Genomic DNA, 14447 nt, shown 5'->3' on the forward strand with positions numbered 1-14447 from the left:
CATTGCCTGTTTTTCTGGATTAAAGCAGCTCTTCCCGTTTACGTAATAACTTCGTATAGCATACATTATACGAAGTTATACGATTTTGCTATTGAGGTGGGACGATATTTAAAAAAAGCTTCTGAAAGAAGAGATGCTTTTAGAGCCGCCTGCACCATCTGGTCTGAGGCGGCTCAAGGGCTCCTTTGCGCCTAACGATTCCAATTAAACACATCTTTATCATCTGCAAAAGTTAACTTGACCGTGCCCCGGGGCAGTTTTATATAAGAACAATTATTACTTATTAATAAGAGGTGGCATCCATGGCTTTATTCCCTTCCAAAGCAGAGTATCTTAACCTGAAAGAAGAAGATTTAGAAATTTATTTTAGGAAAAATGCTAGGTCTTATATACGTTACTGGAAGTTTGTAACCAACCAAAAACAAAGTGGTAGAAAATTTGGCATAACAGCGCATTGGCCTGCATTTTTTATAGGTTTTGTTTGGTTCTTTTATAGAAAACTCTATTTAGAAAGCCTTGTGATCATTGTGGGAATTCTATCTTTGGGGTTTCTCTTTGATTTCCTCTTTCCTGCTCAACATTTCCCCTATTCTGCATTTACCTTAACTCTTGCAACTCTTGCAAAACCACTTGCCTTGAGACGAGCTTATAAGAAAATTATGCGGATTAATAGCTTGAACTTAGATGAAAATCAACGCAAAAAGCAGTTCGAAAATTTAGGAAGTTTATCTTACCTTGGATTGGTGATAGGCCTGTCAATACAAGTTGTTTCTGTAATAATTTCGCTGTTGTAAATGTAAATATTAATCGTATAATCATCCCAGATATAGAAATTAAATGCTCAATTAGGGGTATCAGCGGTTCTGATGGGATAAGCTAGCGCATGAAAAGATACTAAGTAAGCTTAGTCAAGATGTGGGGATCATCTAAATTTAGGATTTCTTCTACTTCATTCATTGAAAGGAAAAGAAGCATTTCTTCGATAGCTGTTATTAAACCGATGATAAATCCATACAGCCTGGCTAATAATAGAAACAGGAAATCGATGACGACGGGGGGCTACTGATAATGTCATGCTCTAACTCTTAAGCCTTTTTCCCCTATCTAACACTCTCAAGCTTTTTTGCCTAGGTTAACTTGACGCTTCCGTTTAAATATTTGGGAGTTTTCAAATTGTTATCAGGGTATTAGCCATTTTCATTCCAAAAGTCACTCCAAGGTCTAATTAAAAGCATAATTTATTATTTCTCTTAGGATTTACTCTTTATTAGTACGTGAATCCCTGAAAATCTGCAATTCATAAACTTTTTTCTAACTGCCTGAAAATAATAAATATTATCTATGTTAGCGTGGCTTTTGGAATGAAAATGGCTAATACCCTCAGTAAAGATTATTTCACACCCTGCTTCTTGCAGCACATGCAAACGAATGGGGTTTCACTACTTTAACAATAACCAGCACTCGGTCAGTAATTCTGTTTCAGCAACCTCGTGATCGAAATTATAGTAGCAAAAAATACAGGGTAAATCGCCTAGCTCTTCATCTGATTCAGGTAACCAGTCACGATACAATCCATATACTGTATCACCAATATTATCACGTGAACCCTTGTGCATTGCTACAGCATAACGACCAGCGGGTAATTGTTTTTCAATAACCTCTCCATCTAGCTTTAATTTCTCTGGCACACTAATTCCAAGATCAAAACGAAAATTTTCTGGTGAAGTTGTTTTTGGATCGTCATATGCAAATCCAAACGCTTCTCCAGCTTTGGGTTTCAAATTCATTGATTGAGCTTTCGCCCAGCTAACTAATTTATTGACGCTATCTCCCACTTTTTTAGGATCACCACGATGCTCTAAAACAGCTAAACGTCGTGCATTCATGTTTTTAATACTTATATTCATAATCATTTTATCCTGTTTAGGCAAACAATACGGCGGTTGCTCCCATGCTTGCCACCTTGGCTGAGACCTAAACTCGCTTGGGTTTAAACTACAAATTTGTTTAAATGCTCGGGTAAAGGACTCGTGAGATTCAAATCCAGCATTGATTGCAATTTCAATAATAGTGTTATCTTTATTAACAATCAGTTGGTGCGCCGCCCTTTTTAGGCGTAACCAACGTATATATTGCTGTAATGATAACCCGGTATAAGCTGTAAATAGACGATGAAAATGATATTTTGAAAAGCACGCAATATAGCTCAACTGAGACAAAGTGAGCTCATCATCAAGATTCTTGCCGATAAACTCCACTACCTTTTTTAATCGATGCTCATAATTCATGCTTTTCTCGTTTTTAAATTAACGCCATATTTACATGAACAAGATTACTCTAATAATAAAATACTTTCTTGACCGTTATTGCTAAATTTGGGTTAAATCCCATATATCTTCCAATCTCGCACATAGGTAGTGCTAAACCAAATGGATACTCAACCGTGTAGTTCCCCCAGTTTAGCAAGCTAATTTTAAGAGAGTCTCCTGTTGTTTGTTTTGAGTTAAAAATCCTTGTTCAAAAGTATTTGGTTGCATATACTCGAGCGTTGAATGTAAGTAAGCTGCATTGTAATGCTCGATCCATTGGTCTACCTCGTCAATAAAAGCAGTTGGGCTAGTCCACTCTTTCAGCCAAACAAACTCTTCCTTGAGTGTATGCATAAACCTTTCTGTATCCGTGTTTCCTTGCTGGCATCCATTATCAGACATCAGTTGCACACTATGTCCATGCGTTCCATTAGTAAATTGGCGGTTGACGGCCTTGTTGAGAGCAATCAACCAATGCCAGGATTTGGATTGTAAACCGTCATAATGGCCAAGGACTTTCTTGGTATACCAATCAATAATGATAACCACATAAATCCAGCCAAAACCTTCAATCATCACTTTTGTCATATCAATTCCCCACCACTGGTTGGGACGGATTGGTTTTGGCTTTTTAGTGTCTGCACGGCGGACTGCCTTAAGTTTCATATTCTTTTTTACTTGCAGGTCATGTTGCTTCATCAGTCGCCGAGTAAGCCGGTGGAACCGCCCCACCAGCTTCTCTCAGATCCGTACGTGAACCTCTCGATTCATACGGCTCGTATTAGGCAAACGCTCCTATCACTCCTTGCTTCCAGTGTTCAAACAGCTCTGGCTTTGCCTTCTTTATGGTTTGCATAAAACTAGCAGCTCTTGTTTTGTGGCCTCTCAATTTTTCCTACTTTTGCATGGCCCAGGCAAGCAGAGTTAAATCAAAGTGCCGCATAACCTGTCGGAGTCCCGATCTGTTGTAGACACCATAGTAATTTATCCATCCTCTTAAGATTGGATTATACCATTTGGCTATTTCCTCAAGACTAAGATCCGATCTGTAGCGTACTCCTGATTGCCGGACCATTTTCCGCATTGACTTGGCTGCGGTTTTACTAACCGCAGGACTAAAGCTCATAAATACGCAATTTATTTGGTGATTCTTTGATTGTCTCGGACAAAAATCGTATCCCAAAAAGGTAAACTTTGTATTCTGATAGAGCTTTCGTCGTTTTCCATCTTTGCAGTAAATAATCTTTGTTTTCTCTGGATGTAGGTCTAGTCCACAATCTGCAAAACGTTGCTTAAGGGCAGTCAGTAGTGCTTGAGCCTCATGCTCTGTTTTGCAGTGAACCAACCCATCATCGGCATACCGGCACCAAGGTATGTCCTTGTCGTATTTTCCCATCCACACATCGAACACATAATGGAGAAACAAATTACTTAAAACGGGACTGACCACTCCACCCTGCGGCGTGCCTTTATGGTGCTCAATGAGCGTTCCATCAGGCATTTGCATGAGAGCTTTCAGCCACCGTTCTATGTAAAGAGTTACCCATGAATTGTCCGTGTGTTTTCTAATCGCTTTCATCAGGAGATCATGCTCCTCTGTCTTTTTCGGTATAGAAACCGCCTTTACAGGCGGCGGAAAATACGTACCAGATGACATCCGATTCCAGATCTTATAAAGATTATTCTTCAAGTCCTTCTCAAAGTCACACAGAGACTGTTGGTCTACACCAGCCGACCCCGCATTTTCTTTGACCAATTGATAGGCCCTCATCACTAGTTGCTTTGGAATGATGAAGGGCTTTGTCTTACTCAAAATGTCCTCCTCTTTCGAGTTGTAAATTGATTCGACGGCCTAATGCAACTCCTTCGCTCCATGACCATTACAGTCACTTCGTCACTACTACAAGTTGCTCCGTCCCAGTGCTTTGCATTGGTACTCTCACCCTTGTGAATTTTGTCACTTGGATTTCTCCCTTAGCATCAAAACGACTGGTTCCCGCAGTTCCTCACAAAAGCCTCAATCAAACTCACGCCACCTGCACGCCGGATACCATCTACCCAGTCATCAGGCTCCTGGTAGACTTGTCTGAGAGTGTCAAACAGGCCCTCATTTTAATATCAGTCTTACATCTAACGACGCTTCATCAGTGGTTCGTTTTCACTCGTCTTTTTGATCATTACCTTTTCTCAACGCTCACGACCACCACTCTTAATGGCAGCCGCTTGAGAGGGTTTGAAGCCTGCTCCTGAAAGCCGACTTCGACGGGCCTTCCGTCATCTTTTGTAAAGCTTATAGAACTTCAGATCATATCGGTCTCTTTCTGTTCTTGTCTGCGGCGCAAGTTCAACTCGATGCTTGCTTATCTTTAGCCCATCTACGTAAGTCATATGGGCCAAAATACGGCGATATCCCCAGAAAAGATGGTCTGATTTGAGTTGGTATATCCGCTCAACAAATGGAGTGTTTCGAGCTTCAACAGCGACATAAGGACCACGCTTTTTCATGACCACTCCTCGCTTTTTTTTAATTCCAGGGTAAGCTCATCTACAAGGCCTTTGAGTTTTTGGTTCTCGCATTCCAGTCGTGCCTGCTTTTGGCTCGCTTTCTCAACCTCAAAGGCTTTAGAAGCGTTTGCCAGAAATTGATCTTTCCATTGATAATATTGGGATTGACTGATTCCATGTTCATTACAAATGGAGACTACTGACTAGCCTCTTAAGCCGCACAGCACAATCATTACTTTCTTTTCACTGATCCATTGGCGTCTCTGCATTAGGGATCTTATCTAAGAAACAGGCTTAAAGCCTTAGGAGAGTGACAGATTCACCTTTTCCCCCTCAATACCCAAGCTTATAAGTATCAAGGTTATCTGTAAGATACAAGTGAGAGTGCTAGTTTGATGTGCTTATAGAAAAGTATCAAGCCAAGTATCCCAAAGCAACGCATTGTTTAGAAAAAGATCACCAGGAGTTTCTGAGTTTTTATGATTTTCCAGCCGAGCATTGGAAACATATGCGTACGGCAAACCCTATAGAAAGTACATTTGCAACGGTCAAGCATCGCACCAAACGATCTAAAGGATGTTTATCGCGAAAGACAGCTTTTACCATGGTTTTCAAGCTGATCAAGAATGTGGAAAAAACATGGCGACGCCTAGATGGTAAAAACCAGTTGCCAAAACTCATTTCAGGTGTCAAATTTCGAGATGGTTAAAAAGCCATCCTTTTAATTCATGAGTTAACTTTTCTACACCTTTCCGATCATCGACATTGCCTGTTTTTCTGGATTAAAGCAGCTCTTCCCGTTTAACTAGATAATAGGCGAATTGAGAAAGTTTTCTCCGATTATTATTTTTATTGTAAAGTTGACGACACATGTCAATAAAAGATTGAATATGGTTAAAAGTTTCTATGCCTTCTAATTTTTGTAGATCAGGTTTGTTTTTCTCTCTAGCATCCCACCATTTATTTGATAGAATTTCTGCATTATTTGTTGTTATATCTTCTGATTTAATCAATTCAAAGCCACTACTTTTGAAAAGGTCCTCCTGTAATTTAAGAGGAGTAAAAAAGTATTCACCAAAGCTAGCACGTTGCATAATCTCATTATTAGTAATAATTCCAGATATTATGCAGGGATCTGTGTAAATTAGTTTAGCATTGGGCTTTAATATTCTATTCCACTCTTTAAGAATACTAAGTCTCTCATTATAATTAAAATAAATGATTGCTTCTATACAAACAACTGCATCAAAATAAGAACTAAAAAAAGGCAGACTATTTTTCAAATCTCCCTCTAAAAATTCAACATTTAAGCAACTTTTTTTGGTTAAATCATTTGCTGAATTTATCGCATGAGTACTAACATCTACGCCGTATGCTTTACAGTTAGTTTTTCTTGCAAAATACATTGTGGTTTCACCAACTCCGCAACAAGCATCTAAAATGGACATCTCTGGCGTTAGATTGAACCAATCATTAAACTTGATAAGTTCTTGCATGCTAAGTAAGCTTGCAAGGTTTATACTATCTTTACCCCAAGTTTCATTTTTAATTTTTTCATAAACAGGGTTAAGGTGATGTTCGCAAAATGTATTTAGTAGGTTTACTTGTGTCATTTATATATAATCTTTCAGACCAGATAGTTTCAAATTAACTTTATGATGCCGATTTTCATTGTTATTTTTCTCTTTTAGCTCTATTTCATAGTCTTCTGTAATATTAATTCTTAACCTCAGGGTCATTTAATTCTCCACAATATCTTAAGTCATAGCTTAGAAAAAATTAAATCATTGTTTATCTTGTGACATGATTGTATAAAATTTTCCCATGCGACAGAACCTCTTCTTTTGCACTGCTTCTATTTTTACTTTTAAATAGTGGCCTCTTCTGGAAGTAGATTAATTAATTTTCTTAGTTTCTTCTTAGACATATCAGGAAGCTTTAAAATGATTTGGTCTATAGTATTTAACAGTGGTTGGCGAGGATCTCCTGTTTTTAATAATTTTAATAAGGCTTCATCAACAGCCCAAAAAGAGGTTGAGAATACAGCAATTATGGCAGATGCAAGTTCAAGCTTGGGCCAAATCTCGTTTATATTTAGGAATGTAAGAGCAATTTCTGCCGATGGTCCAGCACTACAAACTGCTAGCGCTCCTGACACTACACCTATTCCTAGCCGTTTCCAGAAAAAACTATTTTCTTTTTCAGTATTGACAATGGTGTTGAACGTTCTTTCTGGTTTAAGTTTACAACAAGATTTAATGCAATTAAAGACTGACGAAAATACTCCAGATATGGCATCATAAAATTTAAGAGTACTATTCCATGTAGCTAAAGTAGTCAAACCAGAAGCGGTTATAGTCCCTATAATTGCAAGACCGGTTATCAAAGCTTTCTTATCTTCCAGACCAACTAATGTCAGTAGGGGGACAAATGAATCTAGTTCTACAGGATACACTATCCACTGGCCGTAACCACCTACTATTCCCCCAGCAATTCCTATAATAGTTTTTATGAGCGAGTCTTTTTTTACTTGAACTTGTTCTGTAATAAAAGACTCTGGATGTGAACACACTTTAAATCTTTCTAGAGGATCAAGATGCTCTTTAAGTATTTGCGTTAGCTGTTCCGCCTGAAAATAATTTAGAGAGGATATGTATGAGCGTGCTTCTTGGAGAACATTTTTTATACGCATTGAATAAGCTTGTCTACTATGCGGGTTAGAGCGTGCAAATCGCCTATCCATGGGGGATTTTATAGCATTGTATATATTATTGGATAATGTAGTTATTGAATAATAATCTATCAAAGTTCGTACATAAAATGTTGGTATGCCTGGTGCAAGCCACCCCCACCCAATATAAGGAAACAAATCATCATAGGTTAAGTAAGTAAGTGGAGAAGCAGACAGAATACCTGCAACTATGACTGGCGTCTTCAGACTATATTCCAAAAGATAATTTTTCCAAGTTATCTTTCTTTCAATTGATTTTTCTTCTTGGGACTTTCTATAAAATAATTTATTGATCACATTTGATGATAATTCAGTTCCCAGAAAAACCATAGGTATGTAATCAGTCATGCCATATAAAGAAGATAAGGCGATTTGTCCAGGTCGTGAAATAGCTGTCGTTTGCAAAAAACGTTCAGCAAAATCATAACCAAGAACAAAGAACATAACGCTACTCGCTCCTCCACTAAAGGCTTCTATCGCAAATAAAGACCGATCAAAACATTTATTAGCAGGGGGTGGTTGAGAGTTAAATTTGGCAAATTGATTTTTATCAAGCCATTCCAAAAAAGCACTATCAATATATTTTTGATTAATTGATAAATAAAAATCTGAAGTGGCATCTAAAAGAGGCTGATGCATGTGGCTATCATCCTCTATATTTTCTTCTCTTAAGGAACTTAAGGAGATTTGCTCTGTCCGCTGGATGCTGCTGTGTTTTTCTTGACTTTTATTTTCAGAATTAATCTGGTGTTCCATTCCAAAAACGGCGTCAGAACCACAAATTATAAAAAAGGATGCTAGAATAATAAAATACTTAGTGTTAATAAGCAATTTCTTGCTACTTCTTAATGAAGATAAATACATTTTGAGTTTTCCCCTTTGTTGATTAGCCTGCAAATAGCACGACTCCTAACTTCCTTGGTTCATCCCACTAAAATAAGGAAAGGTATAATTATAAGAACTTATGATTTTGTTTTCCCCTTTATCACCAATGATCCATCCCTTCTCACCTGGCAGCATGCTATAAACTACTCTGTAACGATTTGCACACATCAAAGATGAGGATATCTTTCCTGATTGCGGCACAATTGGAGAACAGGGTCATTTACTTTACCCTTTCTGGGCCACTATCATGTGTTTTTCTCCGGAAGAGTATATGGTTTGATAATTTGTAAAGCCAATATCTTTTAACCAACCTATATATTCAGAAGCTGTTCTATGGGTACCATGCATTTCAAGCAACATAGTTAGATTTAACATAGCCGTAAGATATGGCCCCGTTTTATCTTTATTAAAAAACTTCTCTAAGATAATAATTAAGCCATTAGGAGGCAAATTTTCATAAACTTTTTTAATAAGGGCCAGGCATAGTTCTTGCGGCCAATCAGATAAAACATAGCCTATTGAGTAAGCATCAGCTTTAGGTAAAGTATCTTTAAATATATCTCCTGCATGAAAGCATGCACGATTAGAAACATTATAAGCTTGAAACGCCTCTTCAGCATAGGGCTTAACCAAAGGGTAATCCATGACCTCAGCGGCTAGATGAGGGTTTTCTTGAAGAGCAGCTATTGCGAAAGAGCCTGTTGCCCCACCCACGTCGACTAATTTAGCATAACCTTTCAAAGAATATTTTTTACATAAATCCACTGAGTCCTCATAACCTGAGGCCCACATAGTTGCTAAAAAATCTTGCGTTGATGTTTCATCTGAGTAGATAGAGGATGTATAAACGGAGTTAAAAGCATCATCAATCTCTCTATTTTGTTCTATTTTTCCCCATTGTGACTTGTTTTCTTGTATTGCAGCGACCAAATGATCAAATACTTTATAAGTTGACTTCCAATAATGACTAAATCTTGCCCCACAATAGTATTTACTTTTCCTGATTAAAAATGGCCGGAACTCAGCTGCTACCTTATATTTATCCTTATTTTTTTCTAATAAGTTTAAGCTAGTAGCACAAATTAACAGACGATCTAATGAAGATGCTGGCAAGTCAAGATCTTTACTAATTTTGTCAACCTTCGAGGGGCCATTCTCCTCTAAATAATCAAATATTCCTATTTCATTACAAACAAAGAGTACTTGGCTTTCAATAAACCCAAACATCATTCTTTCAAGGGTAGAAGGGAGTTTCATATGTTCATTCTCCTAAGGTTATAGCTTGGGGAGTAATAGTAGCATTATATCTGCTTCCCTTATTGGCTAGACCAGGTAACATTTGATACTGTTTTCCAGACAGATTCTACCCTATCATTTCGTATCCCATAAATCTCTCGGTGTAAAAAACCCATGGCATCGGTATAACCAGGTATAAGAACTATCTTATCGCCGCGGTTGACTTGGACATCGCTTTTTACCATTTCATTTAGCTGGGCGGATCTTTCTTGATCCACACCTTCAAACTTGGTGTGTTCTGCACTTAAGCCTATTACTCGAAGATCACTACGATCCCGGGGCTGAGGCAAGCCTCCGAAGGGATGCCAGCCAACAGCTTTAAACCCCGCATTACCCATTGCTCTACTCTTATCATGGGGAACGCTAATAATCTGGGTAAGAATTAAGGCACCCATTTTATGACCATGATCTTTCAGGTGCGCTTTATTATGATAAAGTAGATCACCTATCGCACCCCCTCCTGCCTGAATTTCTGTAACTACTCCCTCTTCCAGAGAATCAATGTAATTACAGCTTCCTCCCGCACTCACTATTTTTACTTTTATACCTTCTTGTTCAATCAGGGCTTGAGCTTTTGCTAAGATTCCATGAGCCTTTTTAGTTTCCAGAGTTTTTTCTTCTGGGGATAGGATGGGCGTGTGGCCTTCATAACCAGTAATACCAGCAAAAATAATTGCCTTCGTAGTTGTTTCAATTTCCTTAGCCTGGCGGGCAAGCTTCACTGCTTCAGGAATCGTTACGCCACATCTATTATGATTGATATTTAATTCAATCAATACCTCAATAGGAGTGGTGATTTCCCAGTGCTTTACGGCGGCTGCTAAATCTTGCAAATATTCTTCATTATCGACCGCTACGCGTAGACGCTTAACCCTCTTGGCAAGCAATGATAATCTTTCCAATTCTTCTTTTGATCCTACTATATTAGCTAAATATATATCCTCAATCCCTGCGGCAGCGAATGCCTCAGCTTCAGCAAGTGTAAGCAATACTACGCCATTTGCTCCTTTCTGAATCATGTATTTAGCTAACTCAGGGCATTTATGTCCTTTTGCTGGGGCACGCCATTCCATGCCTTTACCTAATATGCGTGAGCTCATAAGGTTGATGTTATGATCAACAACGTCTAAATCTATCATAAAGGCAGGGGTCGGGAGTTCATTAATATGCTGGCCAATAAGTGGGTTAGGTTCATACTCTTGTTGAGCCTTAATAACCTTTCCTTTTTCTTTAGATTGGCTCCAAGCAGTTAACTCAATCCACATCCCCCAAGGTGAGACCAGGAAGGTGGATGTACAAACTTCCCCCCTCAAAGGAAATTGCATAGGTGGATCTTGAATAAAGCGCGTCCCTTGCCACTTAGGAATAACAGTGGATTTAATGTGAGAAACCACTCTATCCATATCTTTAACAGTGAAGGAGATATAACTATTACCGAGATCGCTAAATTTATGCCATCCTCCCTCTCCTTGAGGTTTATACTGATCAGGGGAAGACCATTGAAAAAGCTCAATATATTGAGTTAAGACATTATCGCCACACTTTAACATAATAACATGAGGCATATAAGCATCTGGATGGACCCCAAAGATTTCTGACCAACCACGCTCCCTGGCAGTTGGTGTGGGGTCTCGCTTAACCTCCCAATCAAACTCTGCATCGAATACTTCCATTAAAAAGCTAGCTGCTTCTTGGGCATTTGGTACAACAATGCCAACATGATCTAATCCCATGTTAGTAGGAATCCCTGTTCCTTGAGTGGCTGGGGAAGGAACATTATGTGTATGATTAATTTTATTCATAGTTGCTTTCCTTTTCATAATAGATATCAATGTGTTCGCTTTTAGGGTTAAGAATGGGCGGGCTTTGAATGCTTAAAAAGAGGGTACGTGTTTGGGTATGAAAGCCATGCACAACGCCTGCAGGAATAACAATGCGCTTGTTAGCATTATACTCAATATTCTTCTCACCCAGCATAAACGTACCTGAACCAAGTATAATATAGATAACTGCGCTGCTATTCTTGTGATAATGAGGTCGGTATTCTGCTTGGGGTTGTAGCTCCACAAGCTCTAGATTTTCTAGGGTCTCCTGACCCCTTCCTGCAGAAGCAAGCAAATTAACGCCTGAGGCAGAAGAAAATATACCCAGTTGATATAGGTCAAAGATTTCTTCTTTTCCATATGTATTTTTGCTTGTTACCCGTCGATAAGGAATGGCCTTAAGGATATGATATCTGGAAATATTCTCATTGCTTTTAAAGCAACTTTTTAACTTAGTTGAAATTTGTATAAAGAGATTACATAAGTCAGAAGTATGTTTCATTTGCAGCCTTATTCCCTTGTTTATGCTACTCTATTTAATTTCTGTTTATCTGCTTCAACCAAGCTTTGGGCTAGGTAACAGCATGCATCATAGATGTTCAGTTTATGGAAATAAGCTAGGTTATTTGCCATAGTTAGAAAATTAACAATTCTATTAGCAACTTGTTGCTTAATGAAATCATTCCATTGGGTAAGAGGATCTTGATATTTTAATGCCTCCATAAATAAAATGGCACTGCCTGAGTTAGAAAGCCATTCGGGCAAGACAGTCACATTGTTTTTAAAAGCTTCAGTAATAAGATTTTTTTCCCTAAACACATCGTTGGCGCCTGATATGATAAAAGGACTACTTAAGGAAGAATTAGCCAAAGTATTTGAAATTAAAGCCTTTAAAACTTTTTCCGTTATGGTATAACGCGTAGCACAAGGGCAAAATATATCTCCTTGTACCTGGCTAAGAAACTGCAATAGAAAATCTTCAGAAGATTCTCCTAGTTTACGTTTAGTGAAATGGAGAGCCTGCTTTGAGTCCAGTAAATAAGTATCAAGATCTAAAGATAGTAAGGGTTCTATGTAAATGCCTTCAGGGTTATAAATATACCAATCACGTTCACAAATACCCACAATATCATAAGCCGATTGTGCCCAGTAGCAGAAAGCTCTAGCTACTTTACCTAGCCCTTGAATGATAATCTTGGGTTTAGTATTTTTTACCTTTACTCCTGTTTCTATGGTTTTAAAGAGGCTATAGCCTGTTATAGTTTGCTCTACAGTGAAAAAATCGTTCTCAGGAAAGTAGAGGCACTGATTAAATTTGTCGATATCGACCTTAATTCCTTCAGTTTTCTCCAACATGTTAGCCAGACATATAAAGGGAGATTTTATATCAGCTATTTCCTTTAAATGGGCTGTGATATCTTTTGTAGTTGTATTAAGATCACCTCCTGTGCACCACTCATTTTTTATGATTTCACTGTTGTCATATAAGAAACGTTTTAATACAGATGTAGCCTCAGGATGAGTAGGATCAAATTTTATTCCTCCTTTTCCTCCGCCAAAGATAGAATACTGTAAGGAATTTTTTAAGCTCATCGTGTAGGCAAGATCTTTGACCTCTTGCAAACAGGCAGATTCATGCATAAACAAACCGCCTCCTGCAACCCCGTTAACCACATTATGGATAACAATCCAGCCAATAGCCCCTGTGTTTTCTTTATCTTGCCAAGTGATAATTTTATGTGCTTTATTGATTATAGGATTACGCATATGACATGTTCTCTTTTTTATCTTTTACATTTTTAAGAGTAACTTAGATAAAAATCATAAATATAAAAAACGAATTTAGGTTAATATATGTGAACTTATGGACAGCAATAGACTGCGATACTTTCTTGTAGTTGCAGAGATAGAAAATATTAGGAAGGCGGCAGAAGCTCTGCATATCACTCCTAGTGCACTTTCTAAAGCGCTCAAGCAACTAGAGTATGAAACAGGAACTACCTTACTAGTCCCTGCTGGGCGAGGGATTTCTATCACTGAAAGCGGTCGAGAACTAGCTAGGCGAGCACGTCCTCTTATGGAAGATTGGGAGAAGCTAAGACACGAGCTTAGGGAAAAAAAGAATAGTAATGCCCTAACCGCTAAACCTCTTCGCATCGGTTCTTTCGAAATATTTTCTACTTATTTTTTGCGATGCTTAATGGATTCTTTATCAAAAATAAATGAACTTATACTTTACGAACTGACTCCTAGCGAAATAGAAAGAAGCCTTTTAGAGTATGAAATTGATTATGGGATTACGAATCTCCCTATTCCTATGGCAGGTATTTTACATCAGCGAATAGCTTTTTATGAACTAAGGATCTATGGGCGTGAAGATGTATTTGGTAAAGTCCCTTTTTCAGCTCTTCCCTTTGCAGCACCAATTACTCCTATTTTAGACTCTCCAAATGATATAAAAACATTAGATGGCTGGTCTGATGATCAGGCAGACCGTTGCATAAAATATAAGGTAGACATGTTGGAATCTGCGCTTGAACTATGTCGACAAGGTAAGGCCGTAGCCTATTTACCGTCTTTTATGGTTAAACTGCATAATAATACGGTAAAATCTTCCTACAATCTTCAAGCCCTTTCTTTCCCGAAAGAGATGCTACCTAAAAAACAAGCTATATACCTTACTAAAAGAAAATCTGATCCTTCTGATAAAACCTCTGCAGGAATCGCGCATGCAATAGCCTCTTTATTTTAACATCAGAACATCAAGATATTTATCGATACCGAACATATATAGACCGCCTCACCTTGCAAGGTAAATATTGTATTTAACAATTATATATGGGGTTCTTTGACCTGTGGTGGTTCCCATCAGCATGTTCATAAACAAGGGAGAGTAAA

At 38.2% G+C, this 14447-nt stretch carries 13 protein-coding genes and 4 pseudogenes; 4 read left to right on the forward strand and 13 right to left on the reverse strand.

Features of this window, described 5'->3' with window-relative positions; genetic code table 11:
- Both IG80_RS16120 and IG80_RS0103055 read left to right on the forward strand, forming a co-directional pair.
- Positions 1–195: pseudogene (locus IG80_RS16120) on the forward strand (hypothetical protein); the annotation flags it as partial.
- Positions 196–302: 107 nt separating this feature from the next.
- Positions 303–794, forward strand: a complete 492-nt coding sequence (locus tag IG80_RS0103055; RefSeq protein WP_032112528.1) for a DUF2628 domain-containing protein — start codon at positions 303–305, stop codon at positions 792–794.
- Positions 795–979: 185 nt separating this feature from the next.
- Here the strand turns inward: IG80_RS0103055 and IG80_RS16485 are convergent.
- The 6 genes and pseudogenes from IG80_RS16485 to IG80_RS16685 form a co-directional block, all read right to left on the reverse strand.
- Positions 980–1075, reverse strand: a pseudogene (locus IG80_RS16485) (IS6 family transposase); the annotation flags it as partial.
- 364 nt (positions 1076–1439) lie between these two features.
- Entirely contained in the window at positions 1440–2288 is an 849-nt protein-coding gene (locus IG80_RS0103060; protein ID WP_032112529.1) for an AraC family transcriptional regulator, read from the reverse strand.
- 171 nt (positions 2289–2459) lie between these two features.
- Positions 2460–2975, reverse strand: a complete 516-nt coding sequence (locus IG80_RS0103065; protein WP_198027126.1) for a DDE-type integrase/transposase/recombinase — start codon at positions 2973–2975, stop codon at positions 2460–2462.
- 115 nt (positions 2976–3090) lie between these two features.
- Positions 3091–4122 (reverse strand): annotated as a pseudogene (locus IG80_RS12320) (reverse transcriptase domain-containing protein).
- A gap of 461 nt (positions 4123–4583) precedes the next feature.
- A complete protein-coding gene (locus tag IG80_RS0103075) occupies positions 4584–4814 on the reverse strand; it encodes a hypothetical protein (protein WP_032112530.1) in 231 nt (76 codons plus the stop codon).
- A complete protein-coding gene (locus IG80_RS16685) occupies positions 4811–5005 on the reverse strand; it encodes a transposase (RefSeq protein ID WP_084756252.1) in 195 nt (64 codons plus the stop codon). The genes IG80_RS0103075 and IG80_RS16685 overlap by 4 nt, the downstream gene beginning before the upstream one ends.
- A gap of 200 nt (positions 5006–5205) precedes the next feature.
- Here IG80_RS16685 and IG80_RS0103080 point away from each other — a divergent pair.
- Positions 5206–5523, forward strand: a pseudogene (locus IG80_RS0103080) (transposase); the annotation flags it as partial.
- A gap of 73 nt (positions 5524–5596) precedes the next feature.
- On the opposite strand, the gene IG80_RS0103085 reads toward IG80_RS0103080, so the two are convergent.
- The 7 genes from IG80_RS0103085 to IG80_RS0103110 form a co-directional block, all read right to left on the reverse strand.
- The gene (locus tag IG80_RS0103085; RefSeq protein WP_032112532.1) at positions 5597–6427 is read right to left on the reverse strand and encodes a class I SAM-dependent methyltransferase; all 831 of its coding nucleotides are present in this window, start codon (positions 6425–6427) and stop codon (positions 5597–5599) included.
- Positions 6428–6681: 254 nt separating this feature from the next.
- Positions 6682–8442, reverse strand: coding sequence for a hypothetical protein (locus IG80_RS0103090; protein ID WP_156962012.1), 1761 nt, complete (start codon positions 8440–8442; stop codon positions 6682–6684).
- A gap of 12 nt (positions 8443–8454) precedes the next feature.
- On the reverse strand, positions 8455–8598 hold the full coding sequence (locus tag IG80_RS16125; RefSeq protein ID WP_232224310.1) for a hypothetical protein: 144 nt from the start codon (positions 8596–8598) through the stop codon (positions 8455–8457).
- 57 nt (positions 8599–8655) lie between these two features.
- Positions 8656–9687 (reverse strand): methyltransferase, encoded by a 1032-nt coding sequence (locus IG80_RS13040; protein ID WP_052045943.1) that lies wholly within the window; start codon positions 9685–9687, stop codon positions 8656–8658.
- 59 nt (positions 9688–9746) lie between these two features.
- A complete protein-coding gene (locus tag IG80_RS0103100) occupies positions 9747–11528 on the reverse strand; it encodes an alanine racemase (protein ID WP_032112534.1) in 1782 nt (593 codons plus the stop codon).
- Positions 11521–12051 carry a cupin domain-containing protein gene (locus IG80_RS0103105; protein ID WP_032112535.1) on the reverse strand — a complete coding sequence of 177 codons (531 nt, stop codon included), beginning with the start codon at positions 12049–12051 and terminating at the stop codon, positions 11521–11523. The genes IG80_RS0103100 and IG80_RS0103105 overlap by 8 nt, the downstream gene beginning before the upstream one ends.
- A gap of 20 nt (positions 12052–12071) precedes the next feature.
- Positions 12072–13316: a Glu/Leu/Phe/Val dehydrogenase dimerization domain-containing protein gene (locus tag IG80_RS0103110; RefSeq protein WP_032112536.1), complete on the reverse strand. Its 1245-nt coding sequence runs from the start codon at positions 13314–13316 to the stop codon at positions 12072–12074.
- Between the two features lie 97 nt (positions 13317–13413).
- Here IG80_RS0103110 and IG80_RS13045 point away from each other — a divergent pair, with 97 nt between their 5' ends.
- Positions 13414–14301, forward strand: coding sequence for a LysR family transcriptional regulator (locus IG80_RS13045; protein ID WP_052045944.1), 888 nt, complete (start codon positions 13414–13416; stop codon positions 14299–14301).
- Positions 14302–14447 lie beyond the last annotated feature (146 nt).

This window comes from Candidatus Paracaedibacter symbiosus (assembly GCF_000757605.1).
Lineage (GTDB): Bacteria > Pseudomonadota > Alphaproteobacteria > Paracaedibacterales > Paracaedibacteraceae > Paracaedibacter_A > Paracaedibacter_A symbiosus.

Excerpts from the sequence above, each read along its gene's own strand:
- IG80_RS0103055 (WP_032112528.1), top strand. The coding sequence starts at position 303 with ATGGCTTTATTCCCTTCCAAAGCAGAGTATCTTAACCTGAAAGAAGAA.
- IG80_RS0103060 (WP_032112529.1), bottom strand. The coding sequence starts at position 2,288 with ATGAATTATGAGCATCGATTAAAAAAGGTAGTGGAGTTTATCGGCAAG.
- IG80_RS0103065 (WP_198027126.1), bottom strand. The coding sequence starts at position 2,975 with ATGAAACTTAAGGCAGTCCGCCGTGCAGACACTAAAAAGCCAAAACCA.
- IG80_RS0103075 (WP_032112530.1), bottom strand. The coding sequence starts at position 4,814 with ATGAAAAAGCGTGGTCCTTATGTCGCTGTTGAAGCTCGAAACACTCCA.
- IG80_RS0103085 (WP_032112532.1), bottom strand. The coding sequence starts at position 6,427 with ATGACACAAGTAAACCTACTAAATACATTTTGCGAACATCACCTTAAC.
- IG80_RS16125 (WP_232224310.1), bottom strand. The coding sequence starts at position 8,598 with ATGTGTGCAAATCGTTACAGAGTAGTTTATAGCATGCTGCCAGGTGAG.
- IG80_RS13040 (WP_052045943.1), bottom strand. The coding sequence starts at position 9,687 with ATGAAACTCCCTTCTACCCTTGAAAGAATGATGTTTGGGTTTATTGAA.
- IG80_RS0103100 (WP_032112534.1), bottom strand. The coding sequence starts at position 11,528 with ATGAATAAAATTAATCATACACATAATGTTCCTTCCCCAGCCACTCAA.
- IG80_RS0103105 (WP_032112535.1), bottom strand. The coding sequence starts at position 12,051 with ATGAAACATACTTCTGACTTATGTAATCTCTTTATACAAATTTCAACT.
- IG80_RS0103110 (WP_032112536.1), bottom strand. The coding sequence starts at position 13,316 with ATGCGTAATCCTATAATCAATAAAGCACATAAAATTATCACTTGGCAA.
- IG80_RS13045 (WP_052045944.1), top strand. The coding sequence starts at position 13,414 with ATGGACAGCAATAGACTGCGATACTTTCTTGTAGTTGCAGAGATAGAA.